This is a genomic window from Pandoraea eparura (assembly GCF_902459725.1).
Lineage (GTDB): Bacteria > Pseudomonadota > Gammaproteobacteria > Burkholderiales > Burkholderiaceae > Pandoraea > Pandoraea eparura.
This window is the reverse complement of sequence record NZ_CABPSH010000001.1, coordinates 548114-570639: the sequence shown is the minus strand read 5'-3', so window position 1 is coordinate 570639 and position 22526 is coordinate 548114. Positions and strand designations below refer to the sequence as shown.

The window sequence follows — 22526 nt, the reverse complement described above, 5'->3', positions numbered from 1 at the left end:
GCGGACGCCGTCAATGCGATGTCCGACGCGGCTGCCGGGCTGGCCGGCGCGCCCGTCACCACTGCAGCCACGACCACCGCGACCACTGCGACCACTGCGACCACTGCGACCACTGCGACAACTGCGGCTAACGCGACTAACGCGACTAACGCGACCGCAACGGCAGCAACGACCACCACGACCGCCACGACCGCCACCGTGGCGAGCGCCGCATGGCGCGCACACGATATTGCCGAGATCGAATCCGGCAGCGACGCGGTGCTGGCCTCGCAACCGGTGCGTCTCGCGCTCACGGACGGCGGCTCGCTCGCCGCCGCGGCCGGATTGCGCGACGTGCGCGGCGTACAGACCCTGCGCATCGCGCCGCCGGTGCGCCGCACGTCGCTCATTCCGCGCGTCTGGTCGCTCAATCCGCTCGCGCGGCTTTGGCGCAAACTGACCGGCCGCCCAGATCCCGATCCGCTCATGCGCGACGCCCCCGATCCGAAGGGCCGATGGTCGCAAGCGGGGCGTCGTCGTCGCTGGATGCTGCTCGCGCTGATGATCGCGCAGACCGCGCTGGCGACGCATTTCATGGCGTCGGTGCTGCCGTATCACGGGGCCGATCCGCTGGAATTCTCCGTCCTGGTGCTGTTCGTGCTTCTCTTCGGCTGGGTCTCGGCCGGGTTCTGGACGGCGATCTTCGGCTTCTTCGTGTTGCTGTTCGGTGGCGAACGTCACATGATCTCGAAGATGGCCGCCGGCGATGCGCCGATCGCGCCCGACGCGCGCACCGCGCTCGTCATGCCGATTTGCAATGAAGATGTCGGCCGCGTTTTCGCGGGGTTGCGCGCGACCTACGAATCGCTTGCCAAGACCGATTCGCTCGAACGCTTCGATTTCTTCATCCTGTCCGATTCGAACGAGGCCGACAACTGCACGGCCGAAGTCGACGCGTGGCAGGCGCTGTGTCGCGAGGTCGACGGCTTCGGCCGCATCTTCTATCGCCGTCGTCAGCGCCGCGTGAAGCGCAAGAGCGGTAACCTCGACGACTTCTGCCGCCGCTGGGGCAGCGATTATCGCTACATGCTCGTGCTCGACGCCGACAGCGTGATGAGCGGGGAATGCCTGACGAAGCTGGTGCGCATGATGGAGGCGCATCCGAGTGCCGGCCTGATTCAGACCGCGCCGCTCGCGGCCGGCCGCGAAACGTTTTACGCGCGCCTGCAGCAGTTCGCCGGTCGCGTGTACGGCCCGCTGTTCACGGCCGGCCTGCACTATTGGCAATTGGGCGAATCGCACTACTGGGGGCACAACGCGATCATTCGCATGGCGCCGTTCATGGCCCATTGCGCGCTCGCCCCGCTGCCGGGCAAGGGCGCGATGTCCGGCGCGATTCTGTCGCACGACTTCGTTGAGGCGGCCCTGATGCGGCGGGCCGGCTGGGGCGTGTGGATTGCCTACGACCTGCCCGGCAGCTACGAGGAAATGCCGCCGAATCTGCTCGACGAACTCAAGCGCGACCGTCGCTGGTGTCAGGGCAACCTGATGAATTTCCGGCTGTTCCTCGCCGAGGGCATGCATCCGGTGCACCGCGCGGTGTTCGTCACCGGCGCGATGGCGTACGTGTCCGCGCCGCTGTGGTTCATCTTCCTGATTCTCTCGACCTGCCTGCTCGCCAAGCACACGCTCGTCGTGCCCGAATATTTCACGGCGCCGCGACAACTGTTCCCGGTCTGGCCGGAGTGGCATCCCGAGCGCGCGCTCGCGCTGTTCTCGGCCACGGCAACGCTGCTCTTCCTGCCGAAGATACTGGCCGTGGTGCTGATCTGGGCCAAGGGGGCGAAGCGTTTCGGCGGTGCGTTCGCGGTAACCGTGAGCATGCTGATCGAATTGGTGTTCTCGGCCGTGCTCGCGCCGGTGCGCATGCTGTTTCACACGCAGTTCGTGCTGGCGGCGCTCACCGGCATCGCGATTCAATGGAAGTCGCCGCCGCGCGAAGACGCCGAGACGCACTGGGGCGAAGCGATTCGCCGCCACGGCCTGCATACGTTGATCGGACTGGGGTGGGGCGGCGTCGTCTACTGGCTCAATCCAGACTTCATCTGGTGGCTGATGCCCATCGTCGGCTCGATGGCGATCTCGATTCCCGTGTCGGTATTCTCCAGCCGGGTGTCGCTGGGGCGCGCGCTCAAGCGGGCACGGCTGTTCCTGATCCCGGAAGAGTCGTGGCCGCCCAAGGAGCTGCGCATGACGCAGAAGTACACCGAGGCGTCGGGCAAGTACGTCGATTTCGTCGACGCCGTGGTCGATCCGATGGCCAACGCCCTCGTGGCCGCAAGTGTCGTGCCGACCCTCGACGACGCGAAGCGTGACGCCCGGCGTGCCGGTCGTGTCGAGACCGCGCTGCTCAAGGGGCCGGCGAAGCTGACGAACACGCAGAAGTGGGAGTTGCTCAACGATCCGCGCGCGCTGGCCGCCCTTCATCTGCTCGTGTGGACGGATCCGCGGGCGCATCGCGATTGGCGCGACGCGCGCACCAACGGACTGTCGCAGGGCTTTCTCGCGTCGGCCTGAGGGCCAAACGACGTCAGACGGACAATGTCATGAGAAAACGGCAAGGCGAGGCGCCTTGCCGTTTTTGCTTTTGCGGTGCTCGCCCGCGGCGACCGACGCGGCGATGAGCGCCGCGGGTCAACGCGAAGGCAGGAAGTCGCGCGGATTGAACGGCGTGCCCTTCTGACGCACCTCGAAGTGCAGCTTGACGGTGCCATGCGAATCGGTGTCGCCCATCTCGGCAATCTTCTGGCCCTTGCTGACCGACGCCCCTTCCTTGACCAGAATGGCGCGGTTGTGCGCGTAGGCGGTGAGGTACCCGTTTTCGTGCTGCAGCATCACCAGGTTGCCGTATCCACGCAAGCCGCTGCCAGCATAGACCACCTTGCCGGCAGCCGCTGCGTAGATGGGATCGCCGGACTTGCCGCCAATGTCGACGCCCTTGTTGCTGCTGCCGTTGTAATTTGCCAGCACCGGGCCGTTGGCGGGCCAGACCATCGGAATCTTGTTGGTTGCGGCGCGCGGTGCGGGCTCGACCTTCGGGGCGGGCCGGGCTGGTTGCGGTCGGGGTCTGGCGGCGCCGGACGAGGTAACCGCAGCGCCCGATGCCCCGGCGGGCGGCGCGACGCGCAGCACCTGGCCAACTTCGATCTTGTCGGGATCGGCCAGGGTGTTCCAGCGCACCAGATCGGCGGTACTGGCATTGTTGGCGCGCGCAATACCATAGAGCGTGTCGCCGGACTGCACGCGATAGCTGCCGGCGGGCACCGGGCCATAGGTCGGCGAGCCGGCGCAGGCGGCAAGCGTCAGGCAAACGGCCAGGCCGAGCGCATGCGTGCGGCAACGGGTGAGCCAAGCCGATGGGCTTGACGGACGAACGTCAGACGGCGACGGCGAGGGTCGCATGAGGCGAATAGGCTCCATCCGTAGGCAGGGGGTGGGGTAAGTGGCGCGCGATCGGATGCCTGACATGGCGGCAGGGGTATGCACCGGACAATGCGCGTTGACTAGGGGAAAATCACCTGAAAACGGCGTTGGGCAGTACAAAACACGAGCCGGATGTGCGGCAAGGGTACGAGCGCGGGACAAAACGCCCATTGTACGGGCAGCGACCCCGGCGCGAACAGCCGAAGCGTGCCCAAATTCCGCGTCGCGCTAAGAAATGGTGACTGGATTTGCCGTATTTACCCTGTTGACAAGCGACGTATCTACACGTATAAAACCAACTGCAGATTGTCAAGCCGCGAAGTTGTTGTCAGACGTAGTTTTCCTGCTTCTCGCTGGTTTCTAGTCCTTCATTTTCCCTTGATTGTCAGCGTTCACGGGGTCATTCCGACTCCAAGCTATTGTTTTATTAGGAAAAAACATGGAAACCGGTATTGTTAAGTGGTTCAACGACGCAAAGGGCTTCGGCTTCATCACCCCGGACGCCGGCGGTGAAGACCTGTTCGCTCACTTCTCGGAAGTGAAGGTTGACGGCTTCAAGTCGCTGCAAGAAAACCAACGCGTGTCGTTCGAAGTCAAGACTGGCCCGAAGGGCAAGCAAGCTGCGAACATCAAGCCCATCTAATTGGCTTGACCGCATTCCCGTGATGCCGCGCCAGCCTTAGGGCGAGGCGGCGTCCCGAGATCAACAGGCCCGATGACGAGAGTCATCGGGCCTGTTTGTTTTTGCCGTCCGTTTATTTGCCCTCCGTTTTGATTCGCAGGAGACGTGCACGCAGGCGATGCGACCGCCACGGTTCAACGCTACAATGCCTGATCGAATTCGCGTGAGCCCTCGCGTGAGTCTTTTTTCGAGGCAATCATGAGCCTGCAAACGTGGTGGCTTTACGTCGTCACCGTCTTTTTCGTCTCGGCGACGCCGGGACCGAACATGCTGCTCGTCATGACGCATGGCGCGCGTCACGGGCTGCGTCCGTCGCTCGGGACGATGGCCGGTTGCATGACGGCACTCATCGCCATGATGTCGATTTCCGCGGCCGGACTCGGCGCGGTGCTCAGGGCGTGGCCGATGGTGTTCGATACGCTGCGCTATGTCGGCGCGGCGTATCTCGTTTATCTCGGCTACAAGAGCTGGCGCTCGCCCGTGGATACGAACGCCGCCGCGGCCTCGCTCGGTGAGTCGGCCATTGCGGTTGATTCGAGCTTCGGCAAGCTCTTCAAATCGGGCTTCCTGGTGGCAGCCAGCAACCCGAAGGCCATTCTCTTCGCCGCTGCCTTCCTGCCCCAGTTCATCGATCCGACGGCTGCCAAGCTGCCGCAGTTCGCGATGCTGCTCGGCACGTTCGCCGTGATCGAGGTGAGCTGGTACCTGGTCTACGCCACGGGCGGTCTGCGCATCGCACCGTACTTGCGCGAAGCGCGTGTGCTCAAGGCATTCAACCGCATCAGCGGCGGCGTGTTCATGGGCTTCGGCGCGTTGATGGCCGCGGTGCATCGCTGAGTTGACCGTGGCATGCGGCAAAGGCCCGAGGGCGTGTCCGGGGTGTGGCGCGCGATACGGGTGGCCGCAGGTTTGTGTGCCGGAGCCCTCAATATTTCCGCCGCGCGACCGTTAACGATTCTGACCAGATACATGAGACGGTGCGCGAGCGCCGACAGGCACGCATTCGCGCAGTGACGTTCCGAGACGTCACGCGTTGCAAAGGCTTTATTACGTACGGCTTGCGCCGCCCGGCGCGGTCGTCACGGGGACAATTAGAAGATCAGGTATGGAAACGACAGAACCGCAGGTGACACCGGCGCCCACGGACAACGAAACGCAACTGCATGACTCGTATCGCATCAGCAATCCGCTGGAGATTGGCGGCGTGCTGCGCCATCTGGCGACCCGCGGCGATTTCATGACAGTCTACTTCTCGAACGGCCAGCGTCAGCTCGTCACGCGCCTGCTCAAGGTCGAGCCGCAAGCGCGCGGCTTCTATTTCGATTGGGGCGGGGTGGAGGCGGAGAACCGGGCGCTGTTGGCCAACAAGCGTGCGTTATTCGTTGGCGTGCCCGAAGGCATTCAGGTGCATTTCCCCATCGGCGATGTCGAAGAGCGCGAGTACGAAGGTTATCCCGCGTTTTATGCCTCGTATCCGGAAACGCTCGTGCGTTTGCAGCGCCGCGATTACTTCCGCGTGAAGACGCCGATTCTCGATCCGTACCCGTGCACGGTCAAATTCCCCGACGACACGCCGATGCGCCTATCGGTGTTCGACCTCTCGCTTGGCGGCGTCGGCTTGCGCACGAAGGCCGAAGCCGCAGCCGAGATCCCGAAGGGCTCGATGCTCATGCACGTCGAGATCGAATTGCGCGACTACGGCACTGTCCAGGTGGATCTCGAAGTCTGTGCCATTCGCACCGTACCGCTGGCGAAGGACGTCGAGTATCACATCGGCTGCCGCTTCATCGCCCTCTCGCGTACGGCCGAGTCGCGCCTGCAAAAGCTCATCACACAACTCGAACTCAATCGCAAGGCATTCGCGCGCGGGTGAGCGTTCGGTGTGATGCAATCAACCCGGCACGGGGATCCGCAGCGCCGGGATCGTTGCCGACACGCCCGTGGCCGCCGGTGCCTGCAAATGGCGCGTGCGGGCAGCGATGCCGCGAACATCAATCGCGCATCAATCGTCGCGTCGCTGCGCGGCAGCGTGAGGCGGTTCGCCACGGGCTTCGCGCACGCCGTCGGGATAGATGCGCACCAGCACGATGCGCGGCCCCTGCATCTTCTTGACGACGACCGAGAAGCCTTCGAAGTCGACCTTCTGGCCCTCGTGCGGCAGATAGCCCAGCGCGTTCATGATCAGGCCCCCCACCGATTCCGCATGCTCGCTCGGAATCTCGATGCCCAGCGAGCGTTCCAGCGTCAGGATGGGCAAGCTGCCGCGGCCGATAAGCGTGCCATCTTCCATGCGCGTCCAATCGTCTTCCGTCTGACGGAATTCGTCGCGGATCTTGCCGACCAGCGCTGAGAGCAGGTTGTCGAGCGTCAGGAAACCGATGGGCTTCTGGTCTGGCCATCCCACCACGGCAAAGTGCGGCGCGCCCCGGCGAAATCGACGGAACAGCTCGCGCGCCGGCATGTCGGGCTTCACGCGTTCCACCGGCCGCGCCATGGCGCCCAGATCCTCGATCGACTGGCCGTGGTGCTCCGCGAGGAACAGGTCTTTCAGGTGCACCACGCCAAGCAGGGTTTCGCCGTCGTTGTCGAAGAACGGATAACGGCTGTAGCGGTGACGGTAGGCGGTATCCATGTTCTGCGCGAAGGTCGCATTGCGGCGAAAGGCGGCGACTTCGCTCATCGGATGCATGAGATCGGAGACGCTCAGATCGCTGAAGTCGATGGCATAAGCGACCACGTTCCAGTCGTCGCGCGACAGTTTTTCGCTCGATGCCCCGCGGCGCATGATCAGCTTGATTTCATCGGCGGAATAATGCGCATCGTTGCCGTGCGACGGGTCGAGTCCGGTCCAGCGCAGCAGGCGGTTGGCGCTGTGGTTGAGGATCCAGATCGCCGGATACATCAGCCAGTAAAAACCGTAGAGCGGGGCGGCCGTCCAGACGGAGATGGCTTCCGGCATGCGCAGCGCCATCGACTTTGGCGCGAGCTCGCCCACGACGATGTGTAGATAGGAAATCGTGAAGAAGGCGATGAAGAAGGCCAGCGCGTGGATCAACTCCGCCGAGCTGACGCCCAGCGCGGCGAACAGCGGCGTGAGAATGCGCGCGAACGCAGGCTCACCGATCCAGCCCAGACCGAGCGAGGCGAGGGTGATGCCGAGCTGGCACGCCGAGAGGTAGGTATCGAGCTGACCGTGCACCCTGGCCAGGATACGGCCGCGCCAACCGCGTTGGCGGGCAATGACATGAACGCGCGTCTGGCGCAGTTTGACGAGGCCGAATTCCGCCGCCACGAAGAAGCCGTTGAGCAACACCAGCAGCATCGCGGCGACGATCAGTAAAAGGTTTTCCAAAATAAATGAAATGAGACATCAGGCCCGTCAGTATAAGTGACATTCGCCCGAGACCAGAAATCACGGAGACGTTCCGGTGTTTTGTCTGCCGGTTGCCGGGGATTCGCGGGGCTTTCGCGGCGGATGCAGGTAAGCCCGTTCCGCTCAGCGGCGGTCGATGGCCCGCCAGCCAGGCATGGCGAAGGCGTCGACGAGAAAGTCGATAAGGGCGCGGACCTTGGCGCTCAGGTATTTGCGGGTGGGATAGACAACATAGACACCCATCTCGCCCTGCGTGTACTCGGGCAGAAACTCGACGAGCTGGCCGTCGCGCAGGGCATCCTGAACGAGAAACGCCGGTTGCAGGACGATGCCCGATCCAGCCACGGCGGCGGCCAGACAGGTATCGCCGTTATCGGCGATGAGTCGCGCACGGGTACGCACGGACACGGGGCCGTCAGGACCGTCGAAGCGCCATTCGCGCCGGTGCGAGAAATAGCTGTAGCCGACCGTCTCATGATGCGCGAGTTCGCTGGGGTGCTGCGGCGTGCCGTGCTGCGCGAGGTAGTCGGGCGAGGCGCACAGCACCAGCCGCGTCCCCGCGAGTCGGCGATGCACGAGCGACGAATCGGGCAGACGCGTGATTCGGATGGCCAGGTCGTAGCCTTCGTCGACGATATCGACGAGACGATCGCTCAGCGTGATATCGAGCGAGACTTGCGGATGCCGCGCGAGAAACGTCGGCCAGAGCGGCGCGAGGTGCAGCACGCCGAAGGTGTGCGGGGCATTGATGCGCAGCGGCCCGGCGGGCAGTCCATCCTGCTCGCCCGCCATGGCGTCGGCCTCGTCGAGTTCCGTGAGGATCTGACGGCATCGCTCGACATATCGCTGACCCGGCTCGGTGAGCGACAGGCGCCGGGTGGTGCGCTGGAGCAAACGCGTACCCAGACGTGCCTCGAGATCGGCGACATAACGCGAGATGGCGGTCTTGGAGATGCCCAGCGTCGAGGCGGCCTTCACGAAGCTGCCCGACTCGACCACGGCGATGAAGCTTTCGATCTCGCGAAGTTTGTTCATGCCGGGGCGTTGCTCCTCAGGAATGCGCCGTGCGATGCGCGAACAGGCCGGTGGCCCGACTAACGTCTAACGTCTGCGACGACTGCGATCACTGCGATCACTGCGTCGAGGGGGATGCGGCGGCCTTCCCGCCGCGTCACCCCCGGTGCCAATGTCGTTATTGTGCCAGCGCGTTCACGTCGGCGAGCGACGGGGCGGCATTGCCGAACGCGAAGGCGTCCATGCGCAGCGCGCCGTAGGTGGCGCCGGTGTCGAAGTGCGTCTGGCGCCCGGCGTTGTCGGCCGCCCCCAGCGCAATGTAGAGCGGCAGCAGATGCTCGTCGGTCGGATGGGCGCGTTCGGCATACGGGGCGCGAGCACGATAGTCGAACAAGGCATCCAGATCCATCGCCGCGAGATGCTCGGTGAACCACGCGACAAACTCGGCCAGATAAGGCGCTTCGGCCCGGTCTTCCGACGGGGCGCGAAACACTTCATGCAGGTTGTGCGTAAAGCTGCCCGACGCAATGATAAGTGTGCCTTCCTGAGCGAGCGGCGCCAGAAGCTGTCCGAGTCGATATTGCGTCTCGGGACGCGCATGCCGTTGCAGCGATAACTGGGTGACCGGCACATCGGCGTCCGGATACAGATAGCGCAGCGGTACCCACGCGCCGTGATCGAGGCCCCACTGGTCGTCGGTGGCCGCGGGCAGGCCCGCGTCGCGCAGGATTTGCACCGTGCGCTCGGCGAGTTCCGGCGCGCCGGCGGCCGGGTATTCCAGCGTATACAACTCGCGCGGGAAGCCGCCGAAATCGTGGATTGTGCGCTGTTGCACCAGGTTGCCCACGCGCGGTGTCGGCGTCGACCAATGCGGCGAGATCACAAGGATCTCCCGCGGACGCGGCACCGCGCGCCCCAACGCCGTCAACAGCGGGCCGGTGCGGCCCGGATCGACCGCGAGCAACGGTGAGCCGTGAGAGACGAACAGGGTCGGCAGGGCAGACATGGCGATGACTCCGGCAAAAGAACGCTAACGAGAAACCGATGGGGCGATCAGGCGGTGCGCGCGCGGCGAATCGCGCAGGCGCCGTCGCCGAGCAGGGCCACGACGAGCAGCGCCACCAGCCAGAACGCCGGGAATTCCCAGCCGCCGCCCTTGTTGGCGAACATCCAGCCGTTGTGGCCATGCACCGAGACAATGGTGCCGAGCATCAGCGCAGCCAGCGGCAGCGCCGCCCAGCGCGCGTAGAAGCCCGTGATCAGCATCAGGCCGCCAATGAGTTCCAACGCCATCGTGACATAAGCCACGAACGGCGGCAGACCCAGCGAGCCCATGAAGCCCACGAAGCCGGGGACGGTAAACACGAACACCTTGAGCGACAGGTGCGCGAGGAAGAGGATACCCAGCGACACGCGCAGCAGCAGTGCGGCGTAGGGGGCGGTTTTGGTGTCGATCATGACAGGCTCCGGTGAAGGAATCGAAGTAAGGGGCGGCTCAGCCGTCGATGCGACGACTGACTTGACCTCGATTCTAGGGAGCGCCATCGTTTAGATAAACGGGCAGATCGGGGATTGATTGTCCCTTTTATCAGGACAATCAATCGGATTCGCGGACGTGCGTGCGGTGACCGGTGTTCTCGCTCAGGTCGACGCAATCATGCGGTCGAGCAGTTCGATCCAGTGGTGAACCGGGGCGTGATCGCGTGCGTGCTCGCCCTTGGCAGTGGCCTGCAAATGGCAGATGCAACCGACATTGGCCGAGACGACCAATTCGGGTTCGAGGGCGTCGAGCGACTTCCACTTGGCATCGCGCAGTTGATGCGACAGCGCCGGCTGTGTGACGGAATAGGTGCCGGCGGAGCCGCAGCAGATATGGCTGTCCTGCGGCAGCACGACGTTCACGCCCACGCCGGCGAGCACCTTCTCCACCACGCCCTTGAGCTGCTGCCCGTGCTGCAGCGTGCACGGCGGATGGTAGGCGACCTTGCCGGTCTTGCGGCTGGGCACGCGTTGCTGCAAGGCTTCCAGGTTGTCGAGCAGCACTTCGGACAGATCGCGTGCGAGTTCCGAGACGCGTTGCGCCTTGCCGGCGTATTGCGAATCGTGACGCAGCAGATGGCCATACTCCTTGACCGTCGCGCCGCAGCCCGACGCGTTGATCACGATCGCTTGCGCGCCTGCTTCGATCTCGGGCCACCAGGCGTCGATGTTGCGACGCGCGTCGTCGAGGCCACCATCCTGATAGTTCAGGTGCAGTCGGATAGCGCCGCAGCAGCCGGCCGCTGCCGGGCGCACCATTTCGATGCCGAGGGCGTCGAGCACGCGCGCGGTGGCCTTGTTGACGTTCGGCAGCATGGCCGGCTGTACGCAGCCTTCGAGCATCAGCATGCGACGCGTGTGCGTGCCTTGTGGCCAACTGCCCGAGCGCTGGCGATGCGGCACCTTCTCGCGCAGCGCGCGCGGAAGCACCGACCGGAATTGCTGCCCAAGACGAAGGGCGGGCGAGAACAGTGTGCGATTGGGCAGCACGCGGGCGAGCGTCCAGCGCAGCGCACGCTCGCCGGCGGGGCGACCGACCTTGGCGTCGACATGACGACGGCCGATCTCGACCAACCGGCCATATTGCACCCCCGACGGGCAGGTCGACTCACAACTGCGGCAGGTCAGGCACCGATCCAGGTGACGCTGCGTTTCGCGCGTCACGGGTTGGCCCTCGACCATCTGCTTGATCAGATAGATCCGGCCGCGCGGCCCGTCGAGTTCATCGCCCAGTAACTGATAGGTCGGGCACGTGGCAGTGCAAAAACCGCAATGCACGCATTTGCGGAGGATGGCTTCGGCTTCGTCGCCGTCCGGCGTCTGACGGAGAAAGTCTGCGAGGTTGGTTTGCATCGTCGTCTTTAGCGGTACAGCCGTTGGCGGTTGAAGATGCGGCTCGGGTCGAACGCGTGCTGCAAACGCTCGCCGATAGCGCGCAGCGCGGCCGGTGGCGGGGTAAATACGCCGGCCAACTTGTCGCCATGGCGAAACAGCGTAGCATGCCCGCCCGCCGCTGCGGCAATCGCGCGCACATCGGCGGCGGCGCGCGGCGTGATCCACCAGCGTTGCGCACCCCCCCATTCGATCAGGTGCTCGTCGCTGTGGGCGAGCGGCGGCGTGGTCGGGGGTACCGACAAGCGCCAAAGGGGTTGGCCGTCTCCCATGAGCGGCGCATTCGCGAAGAACGGGTGCGACTGCTCGCGCAGCGACTGCCAGAACGCGTGGGCCTCCATGGCATCGACGGGCTCGCCGCCCAACGTGGCGCGTGCAGCGGCGACGGCCGCCGCGGCACCACCAAGGCGCACGTGCAGCACGCCGTCATGCCAGGCCGAACCCATGAGCGGCAGCGGCTGCCCGCCCCAGCGGTTGAGCTGCTCGATCGCTTGCGCCTGCGGCAGCGCGAAGCGCAGCGTCGCCTCAGCCACCGGACAGGGCAGCACCTTGATCGAGAGTTCGAGCAGCACGCCCAGCGTGCCGAGCGCGCCCGCCAGCACGCGAGAGACGTCGTAACCCGCGACGTTCTTCATGACTTGCCCGCCGAAATGCAGCACTTGTCCCTGACCGTTCATGATGACGGCGCCAAGGACGAAGTCGCGCGGTGCGCCGACGTGTGGCCGGCGAGGGCCGGCCAGGCCGGCCGCAATGCAGCCGCCAAGCGTTGCGCCAGGGCCGAAGTGCGGTGGCTCGAACGGCAGGATCTGACCGCGCTCGGCCAGGGTGGCTTCGATTTCCGCGAGCGGCGTGCCCGCGCGGGCGGTGATGACAAGTTCGGCCGGATCGTACGACACAATGCCCCGATACATGCGCATGTCGAGCGGCTCGCCGGCGGGCGTCTGCCCGTACCAGCGCTTGGTGTTGCCGCCCTGGATATCCAGGGGCGTGCCGCGGGCGGTGGCGGCGAGCACACGCTCGCGAATCGTGGCGAGCGCCTGGGCGGCCGCTGGCGTATCCGCGTCGGGCGAAGCGAGGAAGACGGTAGAGGAGGGGGCTGACGACATCAGAACCTCGGCAAATCGGGGTGAGGCAGCAGGCCGCCGCGCACGTGCATCTTGCCGTACTCGGCGCAGCGCGCACGCGTGGGAATGCCCTTGTCGGCGTTGAGCAGGCCGGCGGGGTCGAAGGCGCGCTTCACGCCAAAGAACGCATCGCGCTCCTCGGGGGAGAATTGCACGCACATCGCGTTGATCTTTTCGATCCCGACGCCATGCTCGCCAGTCACCGTGCCCCCCAGCGCCACGCAAGCTTCGAGGATGTCGCTGCCGAACGCTTCGGCGCGGTGCCACTCGTCCAGATCGTTGCCGTTGAAGAGAATGAGCGGGTGCATGTTGCCGTCGCCGGCGTGGAAGACGTTGATGCAGCGCAGACCGTATTGCACTTCCATCGCCTCGATGCGCTTGAGCAGCGTGCCGATGGTCCGGCGCGGGATCGTGCCGTCCATACAGTAGTAGTCCGGCGAGAGGCGTCCGGCGGCGGGGAAGGCGTTCTTGCGTCCGGACCAGAAGCGCAGACGTTCGGCTTCCGATGCGGACACCTGGATGCGGGTGGCGCCCGACGCGCGCAGCACGGCCGAGACCCGGGCGATTTCTTCCGCGACTTCTTCGGGCGTGCCATCGGACTCGCACAGCAGGATGGCGGCGGCGTCCAGGTCGTAGCCTGCGTGAACGAACGCTTCCACCGCCTGAGTGGCCGGCTTGTCCATCATCTCGAGTCCGGCGGGGATGATGCCCGCGGCGATGATCGCCGCGACGGCGTCGCCGCCGGCCTCGACGTCGTCGAAGCTCGCCATGATGACCTGCTGTACTTGCGGCTTCGGCACGAGCTTCACGGTAATTTCCGTGACCACGCAGAACATCCCTTCGCTACCGATGAACACGGACAGCAGGTCGAGGCCCGCGGCATCGAGGGCGTGCGAGCCGAATTCCACGATCTCGCCGTCCATCGTCACGGCGCGCACCCGCAGGACGTTGTGCACCGTCAGGCCATATTTCAGGCAATGGACGCCGCCCGAGTTCTCGGAGACGTTGCCGCCGATGGTGCAGGCGATCTGCGAAGAGGGGTCGGGGGCGTAGTAAAGCCCGTAAGGCGCAGCCGCTTCAGAGACGGCGAGGTTGCGCACGCCGGGCTGCACGGTGGCGGTGCGGGCGTAAGCGTCGACGTCGAGAATGCGTTTGAATCGGGCGAGCGAGAGCACGATGCCGTCGGTGATCGGCATGGCCCCGCCGGACAGCCCGGTGCCCGCCCCGCGTGGCACGACGGGCACGTTGTGCGCGTGGCAGGCCCGCAGGATGCGGCACACCTGGTCCTCGTCGGCCGGCAGTACCACGGCAAGCGGCAGCTTGCGATAGGCGGCAAGGCCATCGCATTCGTATGGCGTGATCTGTTCGCGGTCGGTCAGCCACTGGGCGTCAGGCACGGCGGCACGCAGTGCCGCAAGCCGGGCGGCGCGCGTGGCGTCGTCAATCGTCTCGAAGACGGGCTCGTCGGCAACGCGCACGGGCGTCGGCGGCGAGGATGACGGCGACGACGGGACCGGGTGCGGCGGACTCAGCGACGCGGCGGAGGAGGGGGTCGGAGAAGCGGCCGGAGAAGGGGGCAACGCATTCGATGTCATCAGGTGGCCTCTCGGACAATCGTTGACGTGTCGTGGTGTTTCACTGATCGGTGGTCTACTGGTAGACTGGTCGACCAGATGTCGAATGATGCTATCGTAAAGGGAATGATCCGATTTGGGTTACCGGGTTAACCCGTGTTCCGAGGGGAATCCCCTGACGATGGTGGGCATCGGGGCATGCGTCTGCCCTGAGCGGGGCGTCATCCTGTATCGTCGTACCTGTGATTTTTTCGTCGAGAACCGAAGCCGACATGTCGTCCAACGAGTCGTCCTTGCCTATGTCTTCCTTACCCACCAGCGAATCTCCGGGCGCCGTCGCGAGTTTTGCGCCGGTCACGCCGCCGCCGCGTCTGCGCCTGTCCGACATGGTGTACGAGCAACTGGAGACGATGGTCGTCGAAGGCCGGCTCGCTCCGGGCTCGGCGCTGCCGTCCGAGCGCGATCTGGCGCAGCAGATGGGGGTGTCGCGTCCATCCCTTCGCGAAGCGTTGCTGCGGCTGGAGTCGCGCGGTCTGATCGTCGGCCGCGCCGGGGGCGGGTACTTGGTCGCCAATGCCAGCCAGCCGCTGCTCGCCGAGCCGCTGTCGCAATTGATGTCGCGCCACAGCAAAACCGTTGACGATGTTCTGGAGATGCGCGAAGTGCTCGAAGCCAAGGCCGTGGAACTGGCGGCCGCGCGCGCAACGCCAGAGGACATCGCACGCCTTGCGCAGGCGCTCGAAGCGCTCGAGCTCGCCTACGCCGCAGGACGGGACGGTCTGGATGGCGAGGGCGACGCGCGGGGGCAGTCACTGCTCACCCGAGTGCCCGAGCTCGACGCGCATTTCCATCTGGCGCTGGCGGAAGCGACGCACAACCTCGTGCTGGTACACCTGATGCACGCGATCTTCGAGCTGTTGCGCGGCTCGGTGGTCGACAACTATCGCGCCATCGTCGGCCATGGTGCCGATCTGGCCGAGCTGATTGACCAGCACCGCCGCATCTTCACGGCCGTGGCATCGCACGACGCCACCCTCGCGCAACGCTCGCTGCGTGAACATCTGACCTTCATCCGCAACCACTCAGGCGACGTCGAGCCAGTCTGACCGGATTTTTCCGGTCAACGAAGGCCCCTGCTGACGGCCAACAATCTCTGCGTGAAACGTCATCGTTTTCCCTGAGCCGGCCCCCGGCGGCGAGAGGCCGCTGGCGCACGCCTGGCATTCCGTTCTGGTGCAAAACATCCCGCAATGGCCTGATTTCCTTACGTTTGCCGGTTATCGGACGCTTACCTCGATCCCGATCCGGCGGTCTTCCCGTCGCCGACGTCAACTGGAATGCGGGCGCTCTCGGGTTGACAGTGACCCGGTCATGGACTAATTTTGGAACCATAAAAATACTTAATTCGATATATTGAATCTTGTATATCAGAAGAAAAGCGGCGAGCCGACCTTAACAAGACCTGCGAATTTGCGCGGGCAAAGGCCGAGTCGACGCAGTATTTACTGGAGACATTCGTTGGGTAAGCACGCATTTCCTTTCGGGCAGCATTCGTGCGACGGTTCATCAGTACCGGCTGCCCTGTCGTATCCGCCGTTGGCGTCTGAGGTTGTGGGTCAGCGCTGCGGTGTTCCTCATCTCCCTGCCGCCTGTTGCGGGCGGGCGATCCGGCGATCACGCGTCTGCGAGGCGCGCTCGCCTGAGTGATGGGATATGGCCTGCGATGAGACTCAAGGGAATCCATCGCGACCCTCTGACAGCGCAAGCCGTTCCCCACTCGAATCGATTTACCCGTCACCCTTCGGCAGCCGGCAACTTGCCGGCGCGGGCCTAAAGCCTGCGTCGCCGCGCCGAAGCGGGGGCCGGAAGTGTCCTTTGGCGCTTCCGAAAGTCAGTCAGCCGGGGCTCGAGCCCTGCGAGCGCGCCGCCAGGCAGCGTTCCGTGATCAAGCGGCCACGCATGAGCCGCATGTAACGCCAGGAGGCGTGCCGTATGCGCGATTCCCCCACGGTGGGGCGCGAGTCGACACGCGATGACGGCGGGTACCGCACAACGAAGCGCGGACCGGCGTCAATCGTCTGACAGGAACAGGAGGCAAGTCATGCAAGCAAATGGACAACCGGAGGAGAAGACCTCTTTTCTGGGAGGGCGCTGGTCACAACTGGTGATCGGCATCATCTGTATGGGCCTGGTGGCCAATCTGCAGTATTCGTGGACGTTGTTCGTCGAGCCGATGCAGGCGAAGCACCACTGGGGCATCGCCGCCATTCAGGTGGCGTTCTCGATCTTCATCGTGGTGGAAACCTGGCTCGTGCCCATCGAAGGTTGGCTGGTCGACCGCTTCGGGCCGCGGCCGGTGGTGGCAGGGGGCGCGATTTGCGTCGGGTTGTCGTGGATCATGTATTCGTATGCCGAAACGCTCGCGGTGCTTTACACGGCGGCCGTGATCGCCGGTGTCGGCGCCGGTTGCGTGTACGGCACCTGTGTGGGTAACGCACTCAAGTGGTTCCCGGACAAGCGCGGTCTGGCTGCCGGTCTGACGGCTGCCGGCTTCGGTGCCGGTGCCGCGATCACCGTGATTCCGATTGCCAACATGATCCGCGGGTCGGGTTACGAGGCTGCGTTCTTCAACTTCGGCATTGTGCAGGGCGTCGCGATCTTCATCCTGGCGCTGTTGCTCGTGAAGCCGCGTACCCCGAAGGGTGTGACCGTGTCGCGTCGCAATCTGGCGACGAAGGTGGACTACACCTCGGGTCAGATGGTGCGTACGCCGGTGTTCTGGGTGATCTACGTGTGCTTTGTCGCCGTGGCCGCGGGTGGTCTGATGGCAACGGCGCAGATCGGGCCGATCGCAAAGGACTATGGCATTGCTTCGATGCCGATGACGCTCTTCGGTGCGACGTTGCCGCTGCTCACGATGACGCTGTCGATCGACAACCTGTGCAACGGCTTCACGCGCCCGCTGTGCGGATTCGTCTCGGACAAGATCGGTCGTGAGAACGCCATGTTCATCATCTTCCTGGGTGAAGGACTGGCAATGCTGGGTCTGATGCACTTCGGCCAGAACCCGTACATGTTCGTGTTCTTCGCTGCGATGACCTTCCTGTGCTGGGGCGAGATCTTCTCGATCTTCCCGGCGCTGTGTGCGGATACGTTCGGCAGCAAGAATGCCGCGTCCAACGCGGGCACGCTGTACACGGCCAAGGGCACGGCATCGTTGCTGGTTCCGCTGGCATCGGTACTCGCCGTTGGCGGTCACTGGGATCGTGTGTTCATCGCGGCGGCCGTAATCAGCATTGCGGCGGCGATCGCTGCGAAGTTCGTGCTCGCGCCGATGCGTCGCCGCTGGATCGAGAGCGTGAACAGCAACGAGGGGCAAGCGTCTGTGAGCCGTTCGGTCGCGATGGGGGCACCCGCCAGCGAGTAAGCCAGCGAATGGGCAAGTGGTTCAAGAGGTAACAGAGCGGGGTGCTGGCGACGGCACCCCGTTTTGGTTTGTACGTACGGTGGGACGGGGACGGGGCACGGAAGCGGCGGGAACGTTCGACGTGATGTCGTGGCCGGAAACAAAAAAGCCTCGCCGATTGGCGAGGCTTTTTGCGTTTTGGCTCCTCGACCTGGGCTCGAACCAGGGACCTACGGATTAACAGTCCGGCGCTCTACCAACTGAGCTATCGAGGATCAAACTTGGGTGCCGCGCATCGCTGTTACGATGCACCGACGAAAACAAAAGCCTCGCGTGCGCGAGGCCATCGCTTTGAAATGCTTGGCTCCCCGACCTGGGCTCGAACCAGGGACCTACGGATTAACAGTCCGGCGCTCTACCAACTGAGCTATCGGGGATCAAAAGAGAAAGCGATTATAGGGGTGGCTTTCGCACACTGTCAACACTCGGGTGTATTTTTTCTACGCCCAGCGCGCGACATTCGCCCCTCGCGTCCGACGCTCAGCGCTCGAGCAGGTGAAGCTTTTCGGTGACGTCCTTCCACTGATCCGCGTCGGGCAGCGACGGCTTGGTCTTCGTGATGCTCGGCCAGTTCGGGGACAGTTCGGCGTTCAGGGCAATGAAGGCTTGCTGGTCGCCCGGCACGTCCTCTTCGGCATAAATGGCGTTCACCGGGCACTCGGCCACGCAGACGGCGCAATCGATGCACTCGTCCGGATCGATCGACAGAAAGTTCGGGCCTTCGCGGAAGCAGTCCACGGGGCAAACGTCCACGCAATCGGTGAATTTACATTTGATGCAGCTTTCGGTGACAACGTGCGTCATGCCAACAACTCCAGAGTAGGGCGCGAAACGGCTTCGAGCGGCCGTTAAAGCCGCTATTGTAACGCAGCCCGCGGCGCCCGGTGCGAGCGCCGAAGCGCATCCCCCACACCCCGCGCACACCCCAGGCACAGCCCAAGCTCACCCCGCGCACACCTCACGCACACCTCACGCACACCTCACGCACACCTCACGCATGCCCTGGCGGCACCCGGTGGCACCCGGCATCCGGCACAGTTGTCATGCGTGACGCCGCTTTGCGGTACGATGATCGCTCTTCCCGTGCGCTGCCGCGTGGCTGCCTGGCCGATTGGTAGCGTGCGCTGCTTACCGTTGCGTGTTCCTCGCGAAGTCTGCCGTCATGATCATCACGTCGCTGCTCGATACCGATCTCTACAAGTTCACGATGATGCAGGTGGTGCTGCATCATTTTCCCGCAGCGCAGGTCGAGTATCGCTTCAAGTGCCGCACCGAAGGCGTGGACCTCACGCCGTATGTCGATGAGATTCGCGACGAAATCCGCCTGCTGTGCGGGCTGCGCTTTACCGACTCCGAGCTGCGTTATCTCGGTGCGATGCGCTTCATCAAGAGCGATTTCGTCGACTTTCTCGACCTCTTTCATCTCAACGAGAAGTACATCACGGTGCAGCCCTCGCCCAAGGCCAACGGCGAAATCGACATCACCATTCGCGGGCCGTGGCTGCATACGATCCTCTTCGAGATTCCGGTGCTCGCCATCGTCAACGAAGTGTATTTCCGCAATACGCAGCGCAAGCCGGCCTATGAGGAAGGTCGGCAACGGCTCAAGGACAAGATCGGCATGCTCGCCGGTCGCGCCGATTATCGCGACTGCAAGATCGCCGATTACGGCACGCGGCGCCGCTTCTCGAAGGAGTGGCACGAGGAAGTCATTCTTACGCTGCGCGACGAACTGGGCGAGCAGTTCGCGGGTACCAGCAACGTGTACTACGCGTTGAAGCTCGGTCTCACGCCGCTCGGCACGATGGCCCACGAGTATCTTCAGGCGTGTCAGGCGCTCGGGCCGCGCCTGCGCGACTCGCAGATCTTCGGCTTCGAGACGTGGGCGAAGGAATATCGTGGCGACCTCGGTATCGCGCTCTCGGATGTCTACGGCATGTCCGCCTTCCTGCGCGACTTCGATATGTATTTCTGCAAGCTCTTCGACGGTGCGCGCCATGATTCCGGCGATCCGTTCGCCTGGGGCGAGCGCCTGCTGGCGCATTACGCGCAAAACCGTGTCGACGCGCATACGAAGACCATGATCTTCTCCGATGGCCTGGACATTCCCAAGGTGCTTCAGCTTTTCGAACGGTTTCGCGACCGTTGCAAGCTTGCCTTTGGCGTGGGAACGAACCTCACCAACGACCTGGGCTATCAGCCACTGCAGATCGTCATCAAGATGGTGCGCTGCAACGGTCAGCCGGTGGCGAAGCTCTCGGATTCGCCGGGCAAGAACATGTGCGAAGACGATGCCTATCTGGCCTATCTGCGTCAGGTATTCGAGATCGCACCGGAGCCGGCGGCCGGCGCTTGATCGCGTGATGCCCGCCGCCGGCGACGTCGTCCGAGCGGCAGGGCAGACCATTCCGATAGTGCGCGAACGTGCGTCGCGCCCGTGGGGGCAGCCGCTATAATTGCGCATCGCCCGCCGGATTTGCACTGGCGGCCTTTCGAGAGACGATCAGCGACGACGTCGGCCGTAGACCGGCACGTCGGCCTCACAGGACAGCCCATGGATACCTCCGACGCCCGCAAGCGCATCTTTGCCCGCATTCGCCATGCCCAGCATCGTCCCGATGCCGCGCGCGCGAATGAGCTGGCGGCGGCCGAGGACTACCTGGCACGGCATCCGCAGGGGCCGCGTCCGGCCATGTCGGCCGATCTCATCGCCACGTTCATCGACAAGGCGCAGGCGCTCTCGACCACGATCGCGCGCGTGCCGGGCATGACTGACGTGCCGTCTGCGGCAGCGACCTATCTGCAGGCCAACGGTCTCACCGTTCAGGCGGTGGCATGGCCCACATTGCGCGAACTCGACTGGGTGGGGGCGGGGTGTCGCGTGGAATTCCGCAAGCCGCAGGGCGACGATCTGGTCGGCATCACCGGTTGTTTCTGCGCCATTGCCGAGACCGGCGCGCTGATGATGATGTCGGGGCCGGAGACCTTTGCCTCGGCCACCCTGCTGCCCGAGACACACATTGCGGTGGTGCCCGCGTCGCGCATCGTGGCCGGGCATGAGGACGGCTTCGCGCTCATGCGCAGCGAACGCGGTCAACTCGCTCGCGCGACCAACTTCATTGCCGGGCCATCCCGTACTGCCGATATCGAACAGACGCTGGTACTGGGTGCCCATGGCCCGTACCGCGTGCACCTCATCATCGTCGACGGCGTCTGAAGCAAGACGCTGTCAAGTCGACCCGCGAGCGCGGGTCATCACCGAAAGACGCCTGGCACCAGCGCGTATTCCGATTCGCGATGGCGGGAAGGCTTTCGAGAATCGACTGCGGGCTTCGGTATTTGATCTTCCAGGCGGTGTGCGGCCTTGGTTTGAGATATTTCCCAAGGTTGCATGACTTCGGGCACTCCTGCGCCGGGGACGACTCGTAAGTCGTCGACTATCAATCAACAGGAATCAAGAACAATGCACAAGGGGATTTTGGGCGCGTTGGGGGCGGTAGGGTTGACATTGGCAAGCCCTGCGGCGTTCGCGGCCGGACCGGACGGCGCACAACTCGTCGCCTGGTGGGGCGTGCCGTTTGCCGGGTTGCTGCTTTCGATCGCCGTCGGGCCGCTGCTGGCACCGGCCTTCTGGCATCACCATTTCGGCAAGATCGCGGCGTTCTGGGGGGCGGCGTTCCTGCTGCCGTTCGCGCTGGTGTTTGGGGTGGGCGCGGCCTGGTACGGCGCGGTGCATGCCGTTGTTGCGGAGTACATTCCGTTCGTCGTTCTGCTCACCGCGTTGTTTACCGCCGCCGGCGGCATCTGCGTGCATGGCAACCTGCGCGGCGGGCCTTGGCTGAACACCGGGCTGCTGGCGCTGGGCACCGTGCTCGCGAGCATCATGGGCACGACGGGCGCGGCGATGTTGCTGATCCGCCCGCTCATCCGCGCCAACGACAACCGCAAACACAACGTGCACGTCGTCGTGTTCTTCATCTTCCTCGTGGCGAACGCCGGGGGCTCGCTGACGCCCCTGGGCGATCCGCCGCTCTTCCTCGGCTTCCTGCAAGGGGTCGACTTCTTCTGGACGACAGCCCACCTCTGGCCCGAGACGCTGTTTGTCTGCTCGTTGCTGCTGGTAACGTTCTTCCTGATTGATGCTTACTATTTCTGGCAGAAGGAGGAGCGTCGGATCGACGCGCTGGACCCGACCCCACATGCCGTGCCGCTGCGACTCGAAGGCAAGCGCAACTTTGTGCTGCTCGCCGCCGCTGTGGGGCTTGTGCTGATGAGCGGGGTCTGGAAGCCGGGCGTCGAGTTCGATGTTTTCGGCACGCCGGTTGCCTTGCAGAACCTGGCACGCGACGTGGGACTGATCGTGGTGACACTGATGTCGCTGGCCATCACGCCGCGCACGGCGCGTGAGGGTAACAGTTTCAATTGGGAGCCGATGAAGGAGGTCGCCAAGCTGTTCGCCGGCATTTTCCTGACGATCATTCCGGTGGTCGCCATTCTGCGCGCGGGCGAAGCCGGGGCGCTTGGCTGGGTGATTCGTCTGGTCACGGGGCCGGGCGGGGTGCCGGACAACGTCATGTATTTCTGGGCGACGGGTCTGCTCTCGTCATTCCTCGACAATGCGCCGACCTACCTGGTGTTCTTCAATACGGCCGGCGGCGACGCCACCACGCTGATGACCAGCGGTGCCGCAACGCTGGCGGCGATTTCGGCCGGCGCGGTGTTCATGGGCGCGAACACTTACATCGGTAACGCGCCGAACTTCATGGTCAAAGCCATCGCGGAGCAACGCGGCATTCGCATGCCGAGCTTCTTTGGCTATATGCTGTGGTCGGGCGCTATTCTGCTGCCGCTGTTCGTAGTGATGACGCTGATATTCTTCTGAGCCGCGAAATCGTGACGC

General features: G+C 64.3%; 18 protein-coding genes and 2 tRNA genes. 9 read left to right on the top strand and 11 right to left on the bottom strand.

Annotated features, from left to right (window positions below; genetic code table 11):
* The first annotated feature begins 18 nt into the window (after positions 1–18).
* Positions 19–2556, top strand: a complete 2538-nt coding sequence (mdoH, locus tag PEP31012_RS02545; RefSeq protein WP_150588058.1) for a glucans biosynthesis glucosyltransferase MdoH — start codon at positions 19–21, stop codon at positions 2554–2556.
* Between the two features lie 117 nt (positions 2557–2673).
* Here mdoH and PEP31012_RS02540 read toward each other — a convergent pair whose 3' ends face one another.
* The gene (locus PEP31012_RS02540) at positions 2674–3441 is read right to left on the bottom strand and encodes a peptidoglycan DD-metalloendopeptidase family protein (RefSeq protein WP_150587753.1); all 768 of its coding nucleotides are present in this window, start codon (positions 3439–3441) and stop codon (positions 2674–2676) included.
* Between the two features lie 460 nt (positions 3442–3901).
* On the opposite strand from PEP31012_RS02540, the gene PEP31012_RS02535 reads away from it, so the two are divergent.
* From PEP31012_RS02535 to PEP31012_RS02525, 3 genes are all read left to right on the top strand, one after another.
* Positions 3902–4105: a cold-shock protein gene (locus PEP31012_RS02535; RefSeq protein WP_010805153.1), complete on the top strand. Its 204-nt coding sequence runs from the start codon at positions 3902–3904 to the stop codon at positions 4103–4105.
* A 237-nt stretch (positions 4106–4342) separates the two neighbouring features.
* Positions 4343–4981 carry a LysE family translocator gene (locus tag PEP31012_RS02530; protein ID WP_150587752.1) on the top strand — a complete coding sequence of 213 codons (639 nt, stop codon included), beginning with the start codon at positions 4343–4345 and terminating at the stop codon, positions 4979–4981.
* Between the two features lie 268 nt (positions 4982–5249).
* Positions 5250–6017 carry a flagellar brake protein gene (locus PEP31012_RS02525; RefSeq protein WP_150587751.1) on the top strand — a complete coding sequence of 256 codons (768 nt, stop codon included), beginning with the start codon at positions 5250–5252 and terminating at the stop codon, positions 6015–6017.
* Between the two features lie 129 nt (positions 6018–6146).
* Here the strand turns inward: PEP31012_RS02525 and PEP31012_RS02520 are convergent, their stop codons facing one another.
* The 7 genes from PEP31012_RS02520 to PEP31012_RS02490 form a co-directional block, all read right to left on the bottom strand.
* The gene (locus tag PEP31012_RS02520) at positions 6147–7466 is read right to left on the bottom strand and encodes a hemolysin family protein (RefSeq protein ID WP_425494916.1); all 1320 of its coding nucleotides are present in this window, start codon (positions 7464–7466) and stop codon (positions 6147–6149) included.
* A gap of 174 nt (positions 7467–7640) precedes the next feature.
* Positions 7641–8552, bottom strand: coding sequence for a LysR family transcriptional regulator (locus tag PEP31012_RS02515; protein WP_150587749.1), 912 nt, complete (start codon positions 8550–8552; stop codon positions 7641–7643).
* 157 nt (positions 8553–8709) lie between these two features.
* Positions 8710–9537, bottom strand: coding sequence for a dioxygenase family protein (locus tag PEP31012_RS02510; RefSeq protein WP_150587748.1), 828 nt, complete (start codon positions 9535–9537; stop codon positions 8710–8712).
* 47 nt (positions 9538–9584) lie between these two features.
* Positions 9585–9989, bottom strand: coding sequence for a DoxX family protein (locus tag PEP31012_RS02505; RefSeq protein WP_150587747.1), 405 nt, complete (start codon positions 9987–9989; stop codon positions 9585–9587).
* Positions 9990–10172: 183 nt separating this feature from the next.
* Complete coding sequence (gene glcF, locus PEP31012_RS02500) at positions 10173–11423, bottom strand: glycolate oxidase subunit GlcF (protein WP_150587746.1); 1251 nt, start codon at positions 11421–11423, stop codon at positions 10173–10175.
* An 8-nt stretch (positions 11424–11431) separates the two neighbouring features.
* Complete coding sequence (gene glcE / locus PEP31012_RS02495) at positions 11432–12568, bottom strand: glycolate oxidase subunit GlcE (protein ID WP_150587745.1); 1137 nt, start codon at positions 12566–12568, stop codon at positions 11432–11434.
* Positions 12568–14064 carry an FAD-linked oxidase C-terminal domain-containing protein gene (locus tag PEP31012_RS02490; protein WP_425494907.1) on the bottom strand — a complete coding sequence of 499 codons (1497 nt, stop codon included), beginning with the start codon at positions 14062–14064 and terminating at the stop codon, positions 12568–12570. The genes glcE and PEP31012_RS02490 overlap by 1 nt, the downstream gene beginning before the upstream one ends.
* 395 nt (positions 14065–14459) lie before the next feature.
* On the opposite strand from PEP31012_RS02490, the gene PEP31012_RS02485 reads away from it, so the two are divergent.
* Both PEP31012_RS02485 and oxlT read left to right on the top strand, forming a co-directional pair.
* On the top strand, positions 14460–15266 hold the full coding sequence (locus PEP31012_RS02485; RefSeq protein ID WP_174978076.1) for a FadR/GntR family transcriptional regulator: 807 nt from the start codon (positions 14460–14462) through the stop codon (positions 15264–15266).
* A gap of 995 nt (positions 15267–16261) precedes the next feature.
* Entirely contained in the window at positions 16262–17587 is a 1326-nt protein-coding gene (oxlT, locus tag PEP31012_RS02480; protein WP_150587743.1) for an oxalate/formate MFS antiporter, read from the top strand.
* A gap of 178 nt (positions 17588–17765) precedes the next feature.
* Here the strand turns inward: oxlT and PEP31012_RS02475 are convergent.
* The 3 genes from PEP31012_RS02475 to fdxA form a co-directional block, all read right to left on the bottom strand.
* Positions 17766–17841 (bottom strand) — tRNA-Asn (locus PEP31012_RS02475).
* 86 nt (positions 17842–17927) lie between these two features.
* A tRNA-Asn gene (locus tag PEP31012_RS02470) sits at positions 17928–18003 on the bottom strand.
* A gap of 103 nt (positions 18004–18106) precedes the next feature.
* Positions 18107–18430, bottom strand: coding sequence for a ferredoxin FdxA (gene fdxA / locus PEP31012_RS02465; RefSeq protein WP_150587742.1), 324 nt, complete (start codon positions 18428–18430; stop codon positions 18107–18109).
* Positions 18431–18788: 358 nt separating this feature from the next.
* Here fdxA and pncB point away from each other — a divergent pair, with 358 nt between their 5' ends.
* From pncB to PEP31012_RS02450, 3 genes are all read left to right on the top strand, one after another.
* Positions 18789–19982: a nicotinate phosphoribosyltransferase gene (pncB, locus tag PEP31012_RS02460; RefSeq protein WP_150587741.1), complete on the top strand. Its 1194-nt coding sequence runs from the start codon at positions 18789–18791 to the stop codon at positions 19980–19982.
* Positions 19983–20180: 198 nt separating this feature from the next.
* Positions 20181–20843, top strand: a complete 663-nt coding sequence (locus PEP31012_RS02455; RefSeq protein WP_150587740.1) for a LutC/YkgG family protein — start codon at positions 20181–20183, stop codon at positions 20841–20843.
* A gap of 246 nt (positions 20844–21089) precedes the next feature.
* Positions 21090–22508 (top strand): sodium:proton antiporter, encoded by a 1419-nt coding sequence (locus tag PEP31012_RS02450; protein WP_150587739.1) that lies wholly within the window; start codon positions 21090–21092, stop codon positions 22506–22508.
* Positions 22509–22526: the final 18 nt, after the last annotated feature.

Excerpts from the sequence above, each read along its gene's own strand:
- mdoH (WP_150588058.1), top strand. The coding sequence starts at position 19 with ATGTCCGACGCGGCTGCCGGGCTGGCCGGCGCGCCCGTCACCACTGCA.
- PEP31012_RS02540 (WP_150587753.1), bottom strand. The coding sequence starts at position 3,441 with ATGCGACCCTCGCCGTCGCCGTCTGACGTTCGTCCGTCAAGCCCATCG.
- PEP31012_RS02535 (WP_010805153.1), top strand. The coding sequence starts at position 3,902 with ATGGAAACCGGTATTGTTAAGTGGTTCAACGACGCAAAGGGCTTCGGC.
- PEP31012_RS02530 (WP_150587752.1), top strand. The coding sequence starts at position 4,343 with ATGAGCCTGCAAACGTGGTGGCTTTACGTCGTCACCGTCTTTTTCGTC.
- PEP31012_RS02525 (WP_150587751.1), top strand. The coding sequence starts at position 5,250 with ATGGAAACGACAGAACCGCAGGTGACACCGGCGCCCACGGACAACGAA.
- PEP31012_RS02520 (WP_425494916.1), bottom strand. The coding sequence starts at position 7,466 with ATGCTGCTGGTGTTGCTCAACGGCTTCTTCGTGGCGGCGGAATTCGGC.
- PEP31012_RS02515 (WP_150587749.1), bottom strand. The coding sequence starts at position 8,552 with ATGAACAAACTTCGCGAGATCGAAAGCTTCATCGCCGTGGTCGAGTCG.
- PEP31012_RS02510 (WP_150587748.1), bottom strand. The coding sequence starts at position 9,537 with ATGTCTGCCCTGCCGACCCTGTTCGTCTCTCACGGCTCACCGTTGCTC.
- PEP31012_RS02505 (WP_150587747.1), bottom strand. The coding sequence starts at position 9,989 with ATGATCGACACCAAAACCGCCCCCTACGCCGCACTGCTGCTGCGCGTG.
- glcF (WP_150587746.1), bottom strand. The coding sequence starts at position 11,423 with ATGCAAACCAACCTCGCAGACTTTCTCCGTCAGACGCCGGACGGCGAC.
- glcE (WP_150587745.1), bottom strand. The coding sequence starts at position 12,568 with ATGTCGTCAGCCCCCTCCTCTACCGTCTTCCTCGCTTCGCCCGACGCG.
- PEP31012_RS02485 (WP_174978076.1), top strand. The coding sequence starts at position 14,460 with ATGTCTTCCTTACCCACCAGCGAATCTCCGGGCGCCGTCGCGAGTTTT.
- oxlT (WP_150587743.1), top strand. The coding sequence starts at position 16,262 with ATGCAAGCAAATGGACAACCGGAGGAGAAGACCTCTTTTCTGGGAGGG.
- fdxA (WP_150587742.1), bottom strand. The coding sequence starts at position 18,430 with ATGACGCACGTTGTCACCGAAAGCTGCATCAAATGTAAATTCACCGAT.
- pncB (WP_150587741.1), top strand. The coding sequence starts at position 18,789 with ATGATCATCACGTCGCTGCTCGATACCGATCTCTACAAGTTCACGATG.
- PEP31012_RS02455 (WP_150587740.1), top strand. The coding sequence starts at position 20,181 with ATGGATACCTCCGACGCCCGCAAGCGCATCTTTGCCCGCATTCGCCAT.
- PEP31012_RS02450 (WP_150587739.1), top strand. The coding sequence starts at position 21,090 with ATGCACAAGGGGATTTTGGGCGCGTTGGGGGCGGTAGGGTTGACATTG.